This is a genomic window from Flavobacterium sp. MR2016-29 (genome assembly GCF_015350695.1).
Taxonomy (GTDB): Bacteria; Bacteroidota; Bacteroidia; order Flavobacteriales; family Flavobacteriaceae; genus Flavobacterium.
Window position 1 is genome coordinate 243,003 of the sequence record NZ_JADKPU010000005.1, and the last position, 17,486, is coordinate 260,488.

16 protein-coding genes are annotated in these 17,486 nt (G+C 33.4%); 9 read left to right on the forward strand and 7 right to left on the reverse strand.

Annotated features, from left to right (window positions below; genetic code table 11):
* The first annotated feature begins 41 nt into the window (after window positions 1-41).
* From IR010_RS13445 to IR010_RS13460, 4 genes are all read left to right on the forward strand, one after another.
* Window positions 42-563 carry a GNAT family N-acetyltransferase gene (locus tag IR010_RS13445; protein ID WP_194570077.1) on the forward strand — a complete coding sequence of 174 codons (522 nt, stop codon included), beginning with the start codon at window positions 42-44 and terminating at the stop codon, window positions 561-563.
* On the forward strand, window positions 564-1,259 hold the full coding sequence (locus IR010_RS13450) for an SIR2 family NAD-dependent protein deacylase (protein ID WP_194604527.1): 696 nt from the start codon (window positions 564-566) through the stop codon (window positions 1,257-1,259).
* 198 nt (window positions 1,260-1,457) lie between these two features.
* The gene (gene purB, locus IR010_RS13455; RefSeq protein WP_194570079.1) at window positions 1,458-2,804 is read left to right on the forward strand and encodes an adenylosuccinate lyase; all 1,347 of its coding nucleotides are present in this window, start codon (window positions 1,458-1,460) and stop codon (window positions 2,802-2,804) included.
* 317 nt (window positions 2,805-3,121) lie between these two features.
* Window positions 3,122-5,359: a cation:proton antiporter gene (locus tag IR010_RS13460; protein ID WP_194570082.1), complete on the forward strand. Its 2,238-nt coding sequence runs from the start codon at window positions 3,122-3,124 to the stop codon at window positions 5,357-5,359.
* Between the two features lie 69 nt (window positions 5,360-5,428).
* Here IR010_RS13460 and IR010_RS13465 read toward each other — a convergent pair whose 3' ends face one another.
* The 3 genes from IR010_RS13465 to IR010_RS13475 form a co-directional block, all read right to left on the reverse strand.
* Entirely contained in the window at window positions 5,429-6,067 is a 639-nt protein-coding gene (locus IR010_RS13465; RefSeq protein ID WP_029272692.1) for a peroxiredoxin, read from the reverse strand.
* A 90-nt stretch (window positions 6,068-6,157) separates the two neighbouring features.
* Entirely contained in the window at window positions 6,158-7,375 is a 1,218-nt protein-coding gene (locus tag IR010_RS13470; RefSeq protein ID WP_194604530.1) for an MFS transporter, read from the reverse strand.
* Window positions 7,376-7,405: 30 nt separating this feature from the next.
* The gene (locus IR010_RS13475) at window positions 7,406-8,317 is read right to left on the reverse strand and encodes an AEC family transporter (RefSeq protein ID WP_194604533.1); all 912 of its coding nucleotides are present in this window, start codon (window positions 8,315-8,317) and stop codon (window positions 7,406-7,408) included.
* A gap of 117 nt (window positions 8,318-8,434) precedes the next feature.
* Between IR010_RS13475 and IR010_RS13480 the strand changes: the two genes are divergently transcribed.
* From IR010_RS13480 to meaB, 3 genes are all read left to right on the forward strand, one after another.
* Window positions 8,435-8,842 carry an RrF2 family transcriptional regulator gene (locus IR010_RS13480; protein WP_194570088.1) on the forward strand — a complete coding sequence of 136 codons (408 nt, stop codon included), beginning with the start codon at window positions 8,435-8,437 and terminating at the stop codon, window positions 8,840-8,842.
* A 56-nt stretch (window positions 8,843-8,898) separates the two neighbouring features.
* Complete coding sequence (locus IR010_RS13485) at window positions 8,899-9,540, forward strand: NAD(P)-dependent oxidoreductase (RefSeq protein ID WP_029272688.1); 642 nt, start codon at window positions 8,899-8,901, stop codon at window positions 9,538-9,540.
* Window positions 9,541-9,696: 156 nt separating this feature from the next.
* Window positions 9,697-10,794, forward strand: a complete 1,098-nt coding sequence (meaB, locus tag IR010_RS13490; protein ID WP_194570090.1) for a methylmalonyl Co-A mutase-associated GTPase MeaB — start codon at window positions 9,697-9,699, stop codon at window positions 10,792-10,794.
* Between the two features lie 52 nt (window positions 10,795-10,846).
* On the opposite strand, the gene IR010_RS13495 is transcribed toward meaB, so the two are convergent.
* The 3 genes from IR010_RS13495 to IR010_RS13505 all read right to left on the reverse strand — a co-directional run bounded on the left by IR010_RS13495 (window position 10,847) and on the right by IR010_RS13505 (window position 14,573).
* Complete coding sequence (locus tag IR010_RS13495; protein ID WP_194604536.1) at window positions 10,847-12,781, reverse strand: LTA synthase family protein; 1,935 nt, start codon at window positions 12,779-12,781, stop codon at window positions 10,847-10,849.
* A gap of 60 nt (window positions 12,782-12,841) precedes the next feature.
* Entirely contained in the window at window positions 12,842-13,069 is a 228-nt protein-coding gene (locus tag IR010_RS13500) for a hypothetical protein (RefSeq protein WP_017495128.1), read from the reverse strand.
* A gap of 118 nt (window positions 13,070-13,187) precedes the next feature.
* Window positions 13,188-14,573, reverse strand: a complete 1,386-nt coding sequence (locus IR010_RS13505) for an MATE family efflux transporter (RefSeq protein ID WP_194604539.1) — start codon at window positions 14,571-14,573, stop codon at window positions 13,188-13,190.
* Between the two features lie 221 nt (window positions 14,574-14,794).
* On the opposite strand from IR010_RS13505, the gene IR010_RS13510 reads away from it, so the two are divergent.
* Complete coding sequence (locus tag IR010_RS13510; RefSeq protein WP_029272683.1) at window positions 14,795-15,331, forward strand: outer membrane beta-barrel protein; 537 nt, start codon at window positions 14,795-14,797, stop codon at window positions 15,329-15,331.
* A 207-nt stretch (window positions 15,332-15,538) separates the two neighbouring features.
* Here IR010_RS13510 and IR010_RS13515 read toward each other — a convergent pair whose 3' ends face one another.
* Window positions 15,539-16,417, reverse strand: coding sequence for a PPK2 family polyphosphate kinase (locus IR010_RS13515; protein WP_194570096.1), 879 nt, complete (start codon window positions 16,415-16,417; stop codon window positions 15,539-15,541).
* A 223-nt stretch (window positions 16,418-16,640) separates the two neighbouring features.
* On the opposite strand from IR010_RS13515, the gene IR010_RS13520 reads away from it, so the two are divergent.
* The gene (locus tag IR010_RS13520) at window positions 16,641-17,477 is read left to right on the forward strand and encodes a DUF6929 family protein (protein ID WP_194604542.1); all 837 of its coding nucleotides are present in this window, start codon (window positions 16,641-16,643) and stop codon (window positions 17,475-17,477) included.
* The last annotated feature ends 9 nt before the right edge of the window (window positions 17,478-17,486 follow it).

The window sequence follows — 17,486 nt, forward strand, 5'->3', positions numbered from 1 at the left end:
CTTCAGAAAAACTTTAATTAAATTCGTAAAAACATTGAATTATGCAAACCGTAGAAATTAAAAAAATTGGTCTTTCAGAAATACAAGAATTACAGAAAATAGGCAGGCAAACTTTTTCTGAAACTTTTGCAGATGTGAATTCTGAAGAAAATTTAAATCAATACTTGACAGAAAAGTTTTCTATAGAAAAATTAACTTCTGAATTGACAAATTCTCACTCTCAATTTTACTTTGCCTATCTTCATAATGATATTGTTGGATTTTTAAAAGTAAATTTTGCCGAAACACAAACAGAATTAAAAGACAAAAACGCTTTAGAAATAGAACGTATTTATGTTTTGAAGGAATTTCATGGACATAAAATTGGACAACTTTTATATGAAAAGGCTGTGCAAATAGCAAATGATTCAAACTTAAATTACATTTGGCTAGGTGTTTGGGAAGAAAATCATAGAGCTTTGAATTTTTATAAAAAGAACGGTTTTGTAGAATTTGACAAACATATTTTTAAATTAGGCGACGATGAACAAACCGATTTACTGATGAAATTAACTTTAAAATAAATGAAAAAGAAATTAGTTGTGCTAACCGGAGCCGGAATCAGTGCTGAAAGTGGTATTAAAACTTTTCGTGACAGTGACGGTTTGTGGGAAGGACATGATGTAATGGAAGTTGCAACTCCAGAAGGCTGGCGCAAAAATCAAGAATTGGTTTTAGATTTTTACAACAAACGCCGTCAGCAGTTAAAAGAAGTACAGCCGAATTTAGGTCATCAAATTTTAGCAGAATTAGAACAGGATTTCGACGTACACATTATTACGCAAAATGTAGATGATTTGCACGAACGCGCTGGAAGCACAAAAGTGCTGCATTTGCATGGAGAGTTATTAAAAGTGCGAAGTACACAAAATCGCAATTTAATTTTAGATTGGAAAGAAGATTTATACACTGGCAATTTTGATGAAAACGGACATCAGCTGCGTCCTCATATTGTTTGGTTTGGCGAAGATGTACCTGCACTCGAAGAAGCAATTGAAATTACAGAAACGGCAGATTATTTTGCTGTTATTGGCACCTCTTTGCAAGTTTATCCTGCAGCTGGATTAATTTCATATACATACAGCATTACGCCGGTTTTTTATATTGATCCAAAGCCAATTGCGATTCCGAACATTCGAAATAAAGTTGAAGTTATTGCTAAAGTTGCTTCTGAAGGTGTGGCAGATTTGAGAGAAAAATTAAAAAAAATCAAACACTAATTTCACAGATTTACACTGATTTAATTGACGAAAGCTCAGTTTGAAAAGTTCGGTATTTCCATTTGATAAAGTTGCTTTGTGATAGGTTATTAATGAGAAATAATTTCGTAAAAATGAGTGAAATTAGTGTTTGCTTTTTTGTCTATTTTAATCCGCAAATTCTGTTTATATTTGTGCCTTTCGAAAAACAACATAACAATGACTACTTTAAACGAATTGAATGCTATATCACCAATCGACGGAAGATATAGAAGTAAGACCCTTTCATTAGCCCCATTTTTCTCTGAAGAAGCTTTAATAAAATACCGCGTATTAGTTGAAATTGAATACTTTATTGCATTGTGCGAAGTACCTTTGCCACAACTTAAAGATTTAGACCATAATTTATTTGAAAGACTGCGTGACATCTACAAAAATTTTTCTACAGAAGATGCACTTTGGATTAAAGAAACTGAAAAAGTAACCAACCACGACGTAAAAGCGGTTGAATATTTCATCAAAGAGGCTTTTGAAAAATTAGACTTATCTCAATACAAAGAGTTCATTCACTTCGGATTAACATCTCAAGACATTAATAACACTGCGATTCCGTTATCTACAAAAGAGGCTTTTGAGCAAGTTTATATGCCATCATTGATTTCGTTGATTTCGAAATTAAAAGAATTAAGCACAGATTGGAAAGATATTCCGATGTTGGCGCGTACGCACGGACAGCCAGCCTCTCCTACTCGTTTAGGTAAAGAAATATTGGTTTTTGTAGAGCGTTTAGAAGAACAAATGCGTTTGTTGTTCAACATTCCGTTTGCAGCTAAATTTGGCGGTGCAACAGGAAATTATAATGCACACCACGTGGCGTATCCGCAAATTGACTGGAAACAATTTGGAAGCAAATTTGTAGAAAAAGATTTGGGATTACACCACTCTTTTCCAACTACTCAAATTGAACATTACGATCATTTTGCAGCATTTTTTGATGCTCTAAAAAGAATCAACAATATCATTATCGATTTAGATCGTGACATCTGGACCTATGTTTCGATGGATTATTTTAAACAAAAAATTAAAGCAGGCGAAATTGGATCATCTGCAATGCCACATAAAGTAAACCCAATTGATTTTGAAAACTCTGAAGGAAATTTAGGAATTGCAAATGCAATTTTTGAGCATTTAGCTGCTAAACTTCCAATCTCAAGATTACAGCGCGATTTGACTGACAGTACTGTTTTGCGTAATATTGGCGTTCCGATGGGACATACAATTATTGCTTTTGAAGCTTCTTTAAAAGGACTTAACAAATTGCTTTTAAACGAAGCTAAATTTGCGGAAGATTTAGAGAAAAACTGGGCAGTTGTAGCAGAAGCAATTCAGACTATTTTGCGTCGAGAAGCATATCCAAATCCGTATGAAGCTTTGAAAGGCTTAACGAGAACAAACGAAGCTATTGATAAAAAAGCAATTCATAATTTTATTGCAACTTTAGAAGTTTCTGATTCGGTTAGAGCAGAATTAATGGCAATTACACCAAGCAATTATGTTGGAATATAATTTATAATAAAATAGGGATTTCCTAAATTGAAGAATAAAACAATGTTAAAACCTAGCAAATACGCAGGTTTTTGAAGAAAACCTAAAATATTTTGTCAAAAAAAGCTATCTTTAACGATAGCTTTTTTTATTACTTCTAACCTGATTGGGAAATAGCCCAGATTGAAATGGAAAGCCTTTTATGAAAAAAACTATATTTTTTTGCAGGAACAGAGCGACCGGAGGAAGCTCCTGGTACTGCATTAAAAAATATGTTTTTTGAGTAAAAGCTTGAAATGGAAAGCTGGAATAGCTCCTGAACAAAATACCACCTTTCTATGATTGCCTTAAACGCCGCTGCCGAAACTACACACCATCTGCAACCTTTAATCAGCGACTTGGGATTAATTCTGATGACCGCTGGAATTGCTGTTTTGATATTTAAAAAAATGAAACAGCCTCTAGTTTTAGGTTATTTGATCGCTGGATTTTTAGCAGGAAATCATTTTGATTTTTTCCCCTCTATTACAGAGATGAAAAGTGTTGAAGTTTGGGCAGAAATTGGAGTAATCATCTTGTTGTTTAGTTTAGGACTCGAATTTAGTTTTAAGAAATTAATGAAAGTGGGCGGTACGGCCTCGATTACCGCTCTTACCCAAATTATAACTATGGTTGTAATTGGCTATTTGGTTGGCCGATGGATGAGCTGGTCGCAGATGGACAGTATTTTTCTGGGTGTAATTTTATCTATTTCCTCAACAACCATCATTTTAAAGACGTTTGATGAATTAGGCGTAAAAGCACAAAAATTCGCCGGAATTGTTATTGGGTCTTTGATTGTACAAGATATTGTTGCCATTTTAATGATGGTTTTGCTTTCGACTATTGCAGTAAGTCAGCAATTTTCTGGCAGTGAATTGCTGATGTCTGTTTTAAAACTGGTGTTTTTCTTGACGGCTTGGTTTTTGGGCGGTATCTTTTTTATTCCGACTCTTCTTAAAAAAGCAAAACATTTATTGACAGATGAAATGCTGCTGATTATTTCGCTCGCCTTGTGCTTGACTATGGTAATTTTTGCTTCAAATGTTGGTTTCTCGCCCGCTTTGGGAGCTTTTATAATGGGATCTATTATTGCAGAAACCACGCAGGCAGAACATATTGAGCATTTAGTAAAACCCGTAAAAGATTTATTTGGAGCGATATTTTTCGTATCGGTGGGAATGCTAATTGATCCAAAGATGTTGTACCAACATGCGATTCCGGTAGCTGTATTAACGGTTGTGACTATTTTTGGACAATCTGTAAGTTCTACCATTGGCGCCTTGCTTGCAGGACAGCCTCTTAAACAATCTGTGCAGACAGGAATGAGTTTGTCACAAATAGGTGAATTCTCGTTTATTATTGCAACCTTAGGAATGACATTGAATGTTACAAGTTCATTTTTATATCCTGTCGTAGTGGCAGTTTCAGCGATAACTACTTTTACAACTCCGTTTATGGTGAAATATGCTGAACCTTTTTCTCATTTTTTAGAACAAAAACTGCCTAAAAAATGGGTAAAAAATATTAACCGATATAGTGTAAATGCACAAGCCATAAAATCGGTCAGTACTTGGCAAAAAGTATTGAATGCAAATGTCATTCAAATTGTAATACACACGATCATCATTACGGCAATTATATTATTGTCATCAGAATATGTTGCTCCTTTAGTAGCTGATACGAGATTTGGAAACACATTGGCTGCACTTATTACTTTGATTGCAATTGCACCTTTTTTGTGGGCGCTTTCATTACGTCGTATAGCTGCAGATGAAGTCGAAATATTATGGGAAGAACGTAAGTATAGAGGCGCGCTTTTAATGCTGATTTTAGTAAGAATGAGTCTTGGATTATTTTTTGTTGGATTTTTATTGAATATTTTCTTTTCTCCTTTAGTAGCTTTTGTTGCGCTCATTATTGCTATCGCTGTATATCAAATTTTCCCTAAAAAACTGAACGAACAATATCATAAAATTGAAAATCACTTTTTAAAGAATCTCAACGATCGAGAAAACAAAAAAATCGACAGACGTTATGCGAATCTAATGCCTTGGGACGGCCATATGTCATTTTTTGACATTGGAAGAGAATCAAACTTGGCGGGCAAAACATTGCAGGAATTACGCATTCGAGAAGAGCTTGGAATTAACATTGCGTATATAAAACGTGGTGATGTTACCATTCCGATTCCGACTAAAAATGAACGTTTGTTTCCAGGGGATGAAATTTGTGTTATTGGTACCGATTCTCAAGTAACTGCATTTACAAAATATCTAAATCAAAATGAAAGCGAAGCTCCAAAAACAGTAGAAGAATCTCAAATTGTTTTACGTCAGCTGGAAATTTCTCAGGAAGATTTTATTGAGAAAAACATTGGCCAATTCAGAGCAAAAACTGGCGGAATGGTAGTTGGAATTGAACGAAACGGAAACCGAATTTTAAACCCAGAATCGAATATTATTTTAGGGAAAAACGATATTATATGGGTTGTTGGAGATAAAAAACGAATGAATGAATTAACGAAGAGAGCTTAGTAAAGTTACTAAGCTACTAAGTCTCTAAGGTTTTTTAATTAGAAACTTAGTAGCTTAGAACCTTAGAAACTATTTATTAGGCTGCGGTGTCATACGTAAATATGGTTTTATTGGCGTATGTCCTTTTGGAAATTTTGCAGCAATATCACTGTCCGGAACTGCTGGCGTAATAACTACATCTTCGCCGTCCTTCCAGTTTGCTGGAGTCGCAACACTGTAATTTGCTGTTAATTGCAAACTGTCTATAACACGAAGCAATTCTTCAAAATTTCTTCCTGTAGAAGCTGGATATGTTAATGTCAGTTTTATTTTTTTATCTGGACCTATTACAAAAACAGAACGCACTGTAAATTTCTCGCTAGCATTTGGATGCAGCATATCGTATAAAGTGGCTATTTTTTTATCTTCGTCTGCAATTATCGGAAAATTAACCGTGGTATTTTGAGTTTCGTTGATGTCTTTAATCCACTCTTTGTGCGATTCTAAACCATCAACACTTAAAGCAATTACCTTAGTATTTCTTTTTTTAAATTCCGGAACATAATTAGCAACTGTTCCTAACTCTGTTGTACAAACAGGAGTAAAATCTGCAGGATGTGAAAATAAAACACCCCATGAATCTCCTAACCATTCATGAAAATTGATTGGCCCTTCGGTTGTTTCTGCTTGAAAATCTGGAGCTATATCGCCTAATCTTAATGTTGACATAATTTAAAGTTTTTAGTGCCTCTAAAATTACTTAAAAAAAATAATTAAAAAAAACTAAACTCTACTTTTTCTATCAATTTTAAGATGATATTATTTTTTCTTTTGAATATTTGGCAAGAAATAGGCTAAGACACCAATTAAAGGCAAGTAAGAACTTATTTTGTAAACGTATTCAATACTGGTTTGATCAGCAATATAACCTAAAATCGCCGATCCTAAACCTCCCATTCCGAAAGCAAAACCAAAAAACAAACCTGAAATCATCCCGACTTTTCCTGGTTTTAATTCTTGTGCAAAAACTAAAATTGCTGAAAATGCCGAAGCAATAATAACACCAATAACTACTGCTAAAACTCCTGTCCAAAATAAGTTAGCATAAGGTAAAAGCAACGTAAAAGGTGCTGCTCCTAAAATAGAAAACCATATAATATATTTTCTTCCAAAATGATCTCCTAACGGACCTCCTATTAAAGTTCCAGCTGCAACAGAAGCTAGAAAAATAAACAAGTAGAATTGAGAATCCTGAACTGACATTGAAAATTTACTGATCAAGTAAAAAGTAAAATAACTTGACATGCTTGCCATGTAAAAGAATTTTGAAAATATCAGCAACAACAAAACAATGATTGAAATCGTGATTTTTCTATCTGACAATGAAACAGTTTCTTCTTCTAATCCAGCTTTTTTAGAAGCTCTTAAACTCATGTGATTTTCGTACCAAACGGCAATTCGAGATAAAATACCGATTCCGATAAAACCTGCAATTACAAACCAAATTACATACGTTTGCCCATAAGGCGCAACTACTAAAGCTACTAACAACGGCCCAATCGCACTTCCGGCATTTCCTCCTAATTGAAAAATCGACTGAGCTAAACCTCGTTTCCCGCCTGAACCTAAAAAGGCAACGCGCGAAGCTTCAGGATGAAAAATAGAAGAACCAATTCCGACTAAAGCTACAGAAATCAGCAACATTAAGAATGAACTCGAAATTGACAACAATCCTAAACCTAAAATCGTAAAAATCATCGCCGCCACAAGTGAATATGGCTTTGGTTTTTTATCCGTATAAAATCCGACAAAGGGCTGTAATAAAGATGCTGTAAGCTGAAAAACAAACGTAATTAGTCCGACTTGAGTAAAAGTGAGATTAAAATTTTCTTTTAAAATTGGATATGTAGATGGAATTACAGATTGCATTAAATCATTTAGTAAATGAGCAAATGCAATTGAAAATAATACCGAATAAACTGTTTTTTGAGCTAAAGTACTGCTGTTGATTGCAGCAGTTTGAGGAGATGAATTCATATTGAAGCAGACGAATTAAGTAATCAAAATTTATATAAAACTACAGATAAAATACCAAAAAGCAAGGGTGACAAAAGAAATCGGAATTCCGAAACCAATCATCATACTGCTTAATTTTGGTTTTAAGCCATAAGTTGAAGCTAGAATTGCGCCGGTAATCATGGGCGCCATTGCGGTTTCCATCAATGTAATTTTTATAACCTCAGAATGCTGTTTTAAAATAAAAACATATAAAACCAAAATCACAAATGGAACCAAAATAAGTTTAAAAAAAAGGCCGAGACGCAAAAATCGCCAATGCTGGCTTTTCCTGTCAAAAGTCAATTGCAATCCTACTGATAATAAAGCAAGAGGAGTTACAAAACTTCCAATTTTTAATAATGCAGATTGAATATTTGAATCTAAATCGTACTGAAAAACATTCATTAATATGGCTACAACAAAAGTTATAAAAGGAGGGAAAAATAATATTTTTTTGATAATACTAAATGTATCTGGACTTCCTTTAGAATAAAATGCCGCCACAAAAACACCTAACGTTGAAACCACAACAAAAGTTCCCGGCTGATCTACTAAAACAGCAGTTTCCAGTCCTTTTTTTCCAAACAAAGCTTCTATAATTGGATAACCGAGAAATGACGAATTGCTTAATCCTGCTGTTAAAATTAGGCAACCAATGAGTTTATTTGACCAGCCTAATCTCTTTCCTAGAAAATGAAAAAAAATACAAGCCAATAAAAAAGTAATCCAGCCCGCCCCTATTGGAAATAATAATTCGCTGCTCCATTTTATTTTTGGAATATGATATAAGGTAATGGCCGGCAAACAAAAATAGATTACAATTTTGTTTAGAATCTTGTAAACATTAGTCGGAAATTGTTTTACTCTTTGTAAAATCAATCCCAATGCGAGGAAAAAAAATATTAAAATAAAATTATTCATATCGAAGGTTCATCACAAAAATAGGAATTTATAAATTCTTGACACCGATTAATTTTTCGTTAAAATTCTTTTTTATTAAATAAATCACCTTATATTTGTAACATATTTTATTACAGTATGATTTCAGGTAAATTTGCCATAACGATTCACATTCTTACTTTACTCACAAAATATCCAAATGATTATTTGTCATCTGAATATATTGCCGGAAGTATTAATTTGAACCCAGTTTTGGTTCGAAAAGAAATTGCTAACCTAAAAGCACATCATATTGTAGAAAGTAAAGAAGGCAAAAATGGCGGTACAAAATTGGCGGTAGATTCTTCAAAATTAACTTTAAAAGAAATTTTTGAAATGACTTTTGAAACTATAAATCTGGGTTATGCTAAAAATCAGCCGAATCCTGATTGTCCTGTCGGAAAAAAAATCAATCAAAATTTAGACGCACTGTACGCCGAAATGAATCAAAAAATCAGTTTGCAATTAGACGGAATTTCTCTAGAAGATTTTTCGAATCAATTTTAAAACTATTTTTTTATCTAAAACTGTAACATCTTTTATTACTAATTAAATTGTATATTATGAAAATCGCAATTATTGGAGCAACAGGATTTGTTGGTACGGCCATTTTAAACGAATTAGCAGACAGAAAACACAACATTACAGCTATTGCTAGAAACCCGAAAGAAACATCAAACGCAACTTGGATTGCATCAGATATTTTTAACGAAGAAGCTTTAGCAGAAGCTCTAAAGGGAAATGATGTTGTAATAAATGCTTACAATCCGGGTTGGACAAATCCAAATATTTATGATGATTTCATTAACGGATCAAAATCAATTCAGGAAGCGGTAAAAAAATCTGGTGTTAAACGTTTTATTACAATTGGCGGAGCCGGAAGTTTATTTGTTGCTCCAGATTTACAAGCAGTTGACACTCCAGACTTTCCAAAAGAAATATATGCAGGAGCAAGTGCCGCAAGAGATTATTTGAATATTATTAAAGAGGAAAAAGATTTAGACTGGGCCTTTTTTAGTCCAGCTTTTGAAATGCATGCAGGAACTAAAACAGGAAGAACTGGAAAATACCGTCTGGGTTTAGAAAATCCGGTTTTTAATGACGAGCAAAGAAGTATTTTGTCTGTTGAAGATCTTGCTGTTGTTATTGCTGACGAAGTTGAAACTCCAAAACATCATCAAGTTCGCTTTACTGCAGGATATTAATCAAAGACAGATTTCACGAATTTTCACGAATTCAAAAATCCAAAATATTTAATTTGTGAAAATTCGTGGAATTCGTAAAACATAAAAACAGTTTCAAAGAATCGTTTTTGAAACTGTTTTTGTTTTCTGTACTTTTACAATACCAAAAAGTACATTTTGCCAACTTCAAAAAAACAATCAAGCAGTTTACAAGAAAAAGCTGGAATTTCATCTCCTGAAATTACCAATGTTTCTGCCATCAATCAAATTAAAATAAATAGAAAACAACAGCCTTCTTCTGACGAATTGACTGCTGGAATTCTCAACGGAAACAGAACAGCTTTAAGTCGCGCTATTACTTTAGTAGAAAGTACCAATCCAGAACATACTGATAAAGCAAATGAAGTTATTAAAGGTTGTTTGCCACATGCTAATAAATCTATTCGAGTTGGAATTACAGGCGTACCCGGCGTTGGAAAAAGTACTTTTATTGAAGCCTTTGGAACTTTCTTGACCAATCTAGGAAAAAAAGTAGCCGTTTTAGCAGTTGATCCCAGCAGTTCGCTTTCGCATGGCAGTATTTTAGGCGATAAAACCCGCATGGAAGAATTGGTTAAAGATGAAAATGCTTTTATCAGACCAAGTGCTTCTGGTGATACTTTAGGAGGTGTAGCAAGAAAAACACGTGAATCGATTATTTTGTGTGAAGCTGCAGGTTTTGATACTATAATAATTGAAACAGTGGGCGTTGGACAAAGTGAAACTGCTGTTCACAGCATGGTTGACTTTTTTCTTTTATTGAAAATTTCGGGCGCCGGAGATGAACTTCAAGGCATCAAACGCGGTATTATGGAAATGGCCGATGCAATTGTTATCAACAAAGCAGACGGAGATAATGTAAAAAAAGCAAATCAGGCGAAATTAGAATTTAATAGAGCACTGCATTTATTTCCTCCAAAAAAATCAAATTGGCAGCCAAAAGTTACAACTTGCAGCGCTATTACAAAGGATGGAATTCCTGAAATTTGGGAAACCATTTCTACTTATTTTGAAATGACAAATGAAACCGGTTTCTTTCAAGAAAAACGAAAAGATCAAAATCATTTTTGGATGATGGAAACCATCAACGAACAATTAAAACTGAATTTTTATAACCAGCCTGAAATTATTTCAAAACTGGAACAAAACAAAAAAGCAGTGCAAAATGATGAAATTTCACCTTTCGCAGCTGCTTCTGATTTATTAAAATTTTATTTTAATAAAGGCTCAAAGTGACAAAGGTTCAGAGTAAAACCTTTGCGCCTTTGTCACTTTGAGCCTTTGAACCTTATTTTGCCCTAAGCTTATATTTATTTTCTTTGTATAAATTTCCTGCAGTAATTACATGTGCCAAAGCATCTTTTGCTAATTCTTCATTTAATTTCATCGGAATTAAAGTCGTATCATTTTTAATTTCAAACTGCAGCGGTTTCAAATTGGGCTGCATAATTACAACTTGATTTTCGACTCTAAAAGCATTTATATCATTAAACTGCATAATAGATCTTCCTTGAATTTTCGGATCTAGTTTGCTTAAATTTCTTCCTACCATTGGCGTTTCAAACGAAAGTCCCAAATAACTTAATAAAGTTGGCGGAATATCAATTTGGCTGGCTAATTTACTGTAAACCTCTCCTTTTGGAACTCCAGGCCCCATAATTAATGCTGGAATATGAAATTTATTAATTGGTACTAAATTCTTTCCGTAAGTTCTGGTGTTATGATCTGCAATAACGATGAAAATCGTGTTTTTAAAATAAGCTTCTTTCTTCGCCATTTCGAAGAATTTTCCAATGGAGAAATCAGCATATTTCATGGCGTTGTTTACCGTTGCCGGCTTCTTGTCATAAGGTTTTATTCTTCCAGCCGGATATTCAAACGGTTCATGATTTGATGTTGAAAACATTAAAGAAAAGAATGGTTTATCACCTTTAGCTTTAAAATAATTATTTGCTTTCGTTACTAAATCTTCATCAGAATAGCCCCAGGTTCCTTTAAAAGCATATTTATTTCCATCAGATTCGAAATCTTCCTGATCAACAATATCCTGAAAACCATTTCCGTTGAAAAACGAAGCCATATTATCAAAATTTGCCATTCCTCCGTAAATAAAACTGGTATCATAACCTTTTTGTTTTAAGGCGTCAGCAAGCGTAAAAAATCCTTGCTGTGAATTTCCAAGCCGAACTACACTTTCAGACGGCGAAGGCAAAAATCCAGTTACAACCGCTTCAATTCCGCGCACACTTCTTGTTCCTGTGCAATATAAATTAGTAAACAGCATTCCTTCTTTTGATAATTTATCAAATTCTGGCGTTAAAGGTTTTCCGCCTAAAATTCCAACATATTCTGCACCTAAGCTTTCTTGTAAAAAAATTACCAAGTTATATGGTTTTTTCATCACAGAGTCTGGCTGCTGCACATGAAGAAACGGAATTTCAGCATCTGTAAAATCATTTGGACCGGCGATCATGTATTTTTTTACACGCGCAATAGCTTCCGCTTCCTCCATTTTACCATACATTTTCGTGTTTCCTTCGTTTTTAATCGAATAAGCAGCAAATGCAACCGTGTAAAATGAATTCATTCCCAAACAATTCGTCAGCTGATCTGTTGAAAAAACAGCATTACTAGCGTTAATAGGGCGTTTTGAAGTAAGACTTGATCGCGCACCAAAAAACAATAAAAAAGCTACTAATGGAAAAACCAACAATTTGAATTTATATTCAGAACTAGTGGTATAAAAGTATTTCTTGCCTTTTTTGAAGGCAAAATACAATGCAATTCCTAAGATTAGAAAAGTAACAATAATCGACGTCAGGTAGCTTTTTAAGAGCATTCCAACCACTTCTTTTGGATAAATAAGATAATCTAAAAAAATCTTATTTGGTCTTGTGTCGTACTGTTTTATAAAATCTGGCGAAGCCAATTCTACAAAAAGAATCAGAAATAGAAATAAGAAACTGTAAATTACCAGAAAGTTATTGGTAAACTTCAGCCATTTATTTGGTAAAAATGTAATTAGAACTGCTGGTAAAAAAGACAAATAACAAAGTAAAATCAAATCCATTCGAAGACCGATTGGAAAAATGTACCAGAAATTTGGCGTTTCGACAACTCTATCTTTAAAAATAAAGAATAAAATTATTCGACTTAGCGTCGTAATAAGCAATCCGATTGCTATAAAATTAAAAATAGGTTTTAAAAAACTTAATTTTTTCATTAGAAAATTTAAATATCTTTTTGATTTAAATGCATCATAAAGGCACACAGCTGTGCGTCTTTACTCTTCGTAACGGTTTATTTCTCTGTCATAAAATTCATTTGCAAGAACAATTAAGCCTTCCATTTCAGCATTTAATTCAGCTTCATCAAGATCTTCCGCTTCTTCCATAAACTCAACCTCATCATCTTTTAAGTTGATGATAAATCTTGGATAGTCAAGGTGAATGATGAAAATATCATCTGGAAAATCAGTATTATCTCCAAGTAAAAATTTAGGTAATTCCATTTTATTTATTTTTTGTTTTATTTATTTAAAATGATACAGATTACAAGAACTAAAAAGATTTTAAAATCTGTGTAAGTCGAGTTAATCTGTGGTTTTCAATTTTTTTAATCTTCCAAATTTAGCTATTTGAAACTGAATTATGGATTAATTTTTTTGTCAGGTAATGAAAACGAATGTATAAAAAGACAGCCGCTGAAGTTAAGCCTGCCAAAAGTCCGATCCAGACTCCTTCCGCCTTCCAATCTGTATATTCTCCTAAATAATACGAAATTGGAAAACCAATAATCCAATACGCTACAAAGGTAATATACATTGGAATCTTGACATCCTGCAAACCGCGCAAAGCGCCTAAAACTACTACTTGAATTCCGTCAGAAATCTGGAAAATAGCAGCAATTAATAATAATTTTGAAGCTATGCTTATTACTTCTGTGTTATCTAAAAGCTGTCCTCCGTTTTCCATATTCAAAAAGATATACGGCAAGAATTCATGAAAAGCGACAAACAAAATAGCAAAAACAGTTTCTATAATAATAGCGAGCAAAAAAATCGAACGCGCCACAACCACTAATTTTTTAAAATCCTGCAATCCTCTTTGATTACTCACTCTAATCATAGAAGTAACACTTAATCCCATGGCAAACATAAATGTCATCGAAGCGAGACTCAAAGCAATTTGATTCGCTGCCTGACTCGTTTTCCCAATATTCCCGCAAAGCCAGATCGAAGCCGTAAATAATACTACTTCAAAAAGCATTTGCATCGCCGAGGGAAACCCGATGCTTATTATTTTTTTAATTGTTTCTTTTTTAATTTCTTCAAAGCTGAAATTTTTGAAGAAACGTTTTAAATCATTCCTTCTTGACAGCATAATATGCATGAACATAACCAAGAAGATTCTCGAAATTACAGTTCCAAGTGCCGCGCCGATGATACCCATTTTGGGAAAAATCCATATACCGTAAATTAGTACATAATTAATACCAACATGCAGTACATTTGCCATAACCATTGCGTACATCGAATATTTTGTCATCGACATTCCATCTGCAAATTGTTTATATCCCTGATACATTATAAGTGGAATCAACGAAAAAGCAACCCATCCTAAATATGGTTTTGCAAGTGCAATAACATCTGCTGGCTGATGCAGCAATTCCATAATTGGCTTTGCTAAAATAATAACGCCAAAAAGTACCAATCCTAAAATGGTACACAAAAACAAGCCATGATGAAAAGCAGAACGAATTTTGGTGTCGTTTTTTTCGGCATCGCCTTCTGCAACTATTGGCGTAATAGCTGTAGAAAAACCAATTCCTAAAGACATTGCGATAAAAATCATACTATTTCCTAAAGAAACAGCTGCAAGTTCTGTACTTCCTAATTTCCCTACCATAATATTATCGACTATCCCTATTAAGGTATGGCCGACCATTCCTAAAATTATGGGGTAAGCTAATCTTAAATTATAAGAGAACTCCTTTGTATATTGATTAAAACTCACGCTTCTTCTTTTTTAGTCGGCAAAGATAATCAGAAGCGTCGAATTCTATCCTATTATTAAAAATATAAGCCAATTTTAAGAATAACTCTATAGAAGTTCAAAATTGCTACCTCAAATTCCAAATTTCAAAATTATATAACAATTTCAAAAAATTATATAACGACACCAAAACACCTCAATATTACTTTTACATTATTAATAATTCAAAAAAAATTGTCATTATGAAATCGAGAAATCTAAAATTTATCTGCCTAGCTGCTATAGCTTTATTATCTGCCAACACAACTTTTGCTCAAGACACACAATTAGAAAGCGAAGTTAAAAATTACGATCAAGGTTTCAGATTAGGGTTTGGTTTAAACGGAGGTTTGCCAACCGACAATGCTTACGATTGGTCTCTTGGTGGAGATGTTCGTTTACAATACGATTTGACTAAAAGAGCTTCACTTACATTAACAACTGGTTTTACCAATTTGTTTATGGGAAAAGATGAAAATGGAGTCGATGCAAAAGACCTTGGATTTATTCCTGCAAAAGCTGGTTTCAAAGCTTTCGTTTGGGAAGATCAATTTTATGTATTAGGTGAAGTAGGTGCTGGTTTTGCCGTTACAAACGGATACGATCAAACTACTTTTTTATGGGCGCCAGGAATTGGATACGCTAACAAATACATTGATATTAGTGTTCGTTATGAGGACTACAACAAATTCAAAACCAACCAAGTTGCTCTACGTTTAGCATATGGTTTTGATTTATAAAATACAGGTTTAATTTATTTTTTTGTTTTTGGTATGAACACCCGGCAGATCGCATAGTCTGCCGGGTTTTCGTTTTTATGACAAATTCAAAATAGAGAATTTAAGATAAAAAAAAACTAACGGTCTCGAATCTTCGAGACTGTTAGTTTTTTTTTAAATGCAGTAAAAAGTTATCTAATTTTCTAATTGACCCATTATCTAATTATCCTATTTCTCTCCCAACTCCTTTTTATACATTTCAAAATTGGCTTTTATTTCATCATCTAATTCTGGTTCTTTGATGTCTGTGTATTTTTGCATTTCTTCCCAAATAATTTTAGCAACTATATAACGGGCCATTTCTTTATCATCTGCAGGAATAACGTACCACGGCGCATGATCGGTCGAAGTTTTGTTTATTGCTTCTTCATAATATTCTTGGTATTCATCCCAATGTTCGCGTTCTTTTAAATCGCCGGGCGAAAATTTCCAATTGTGTTTACCTTCTTCCAAACGACGCAATAAACGTTGACGCTGCTCTTCTTTGCTTAAATGCAAAAAGAATTTCATTACAATTGTTCCGTTTTCTGCAATATGACTTTCAAAATTATTGATTTGCTCAATTCTTCTTTTCCAAAATTTAGGCGTAATATCTTCAACCGAATTTATTCCAGGTAAGTTCTCCGCCAAAATAAATTCCGGATGCACCCGAGTAACCAGCACATTCTCGTAATGCGTACGATTAAAAATGGCAAACTTTCCTTTTTCAGGAAGTGCAATATAATGTCGCCATAAATAATCGTGCTCTAATTCACTAGAATTTGGTGTTTTAAAACTATACACTTCCACTCCACGCGGATTAAATTCTTTAAAAACTTCTCTAATTAAACTGTCCTTCCCAGAAGTATCCATTCCTTGAAGACAAATTAAAACCGAATATCTATTGTGCGCATACATTACGTCTTGCAAATCGCTCAATTTTGCCTGAACTTTATCAAGTTTTGCTTCCTTTTCTTCATCATCGGCTTTTACTTTCAGCAAAGTCGGAATCTTGGATAATTTTATTTTATCTGTAACTTTAAAATCTTTTGGATCTATTGACTTCATATTTTCTGAATTTATATATCATAAATATACTAATTTTACGAAGCATATTCCTGCTATTAATCGCAATACTTTTTTAATAAATTGTTTTGTTTTAAGCCATAACAAGAGCTTGGTCCGATCGTTTTGTTCTGTCAAGAAAAAATATAATTCTTTTTTAAAGTATTTCTCCCGAAAGTTCGGGACTATCAGGGCTAGGTATTTATTTTCAAAAAAAAAACATTTCATGGAAAAATTCACATTAGAAATATTATTTCAAATCATCGGAATCGGTTCTGCATCAGGATTATTTTATAATAATGATGCCCTTTACATTATTGGCGACAATAGCGGATTCTTATACGAATATAATATGCAGAATCAGCAATTAAGTCATCATCCTTTAATTGATAATCCTTCGCAAAATATTCCAAAAAATATAAAACCCGATTTCGAATCGATTACACATCATAATGATACACTTTATGTTTTTGGTTCCGGCTCGACGGAAAACCGAAATAAAATGATTGAGTTTGATCTCAAAACTAAAACCATTTTACAAAAAAATAATCTTGTCGATTTATATGCCGTAATGCAAAATTTCGGATCTATAAAACCAGAAGATTTTAATCTGGAAGGTGCTATTTTCGATGGAGAAAACTGGTATTTATTCAATCGAGGAAATGGCATTTCAAATAAAAACACGATTTTTACCATTCACGCAAAAAGTCTAGGAGAAGAATTTGCATTGGTTGCTACCAATTATAAACTGCCAAAAATAAAAGGCGTTCGTTCTAGTTTTACCGATGCTATTTTAGTCGATGACAAAATTTATTTTCTTTCTACTGCAGAAGATACAAAATCAACTTATGATGACGGCGAAATTCTAGGAAGCTTTATCGGCCGAATTGATCTTAAAACCATGAAAATAGATTTCACGCAAAAAATAACGGCAACCAATAAATTCGAAGGTTTGACTTTCTACAAAAAAGAAAATAACAAAATTGAGTTTTTGCTTTGCGAAGATAATGACACGGAATTGTTGGAAACTAAGATTTTTAAATTGAGTTTGCCAGCTAACTAGATTTCTTTA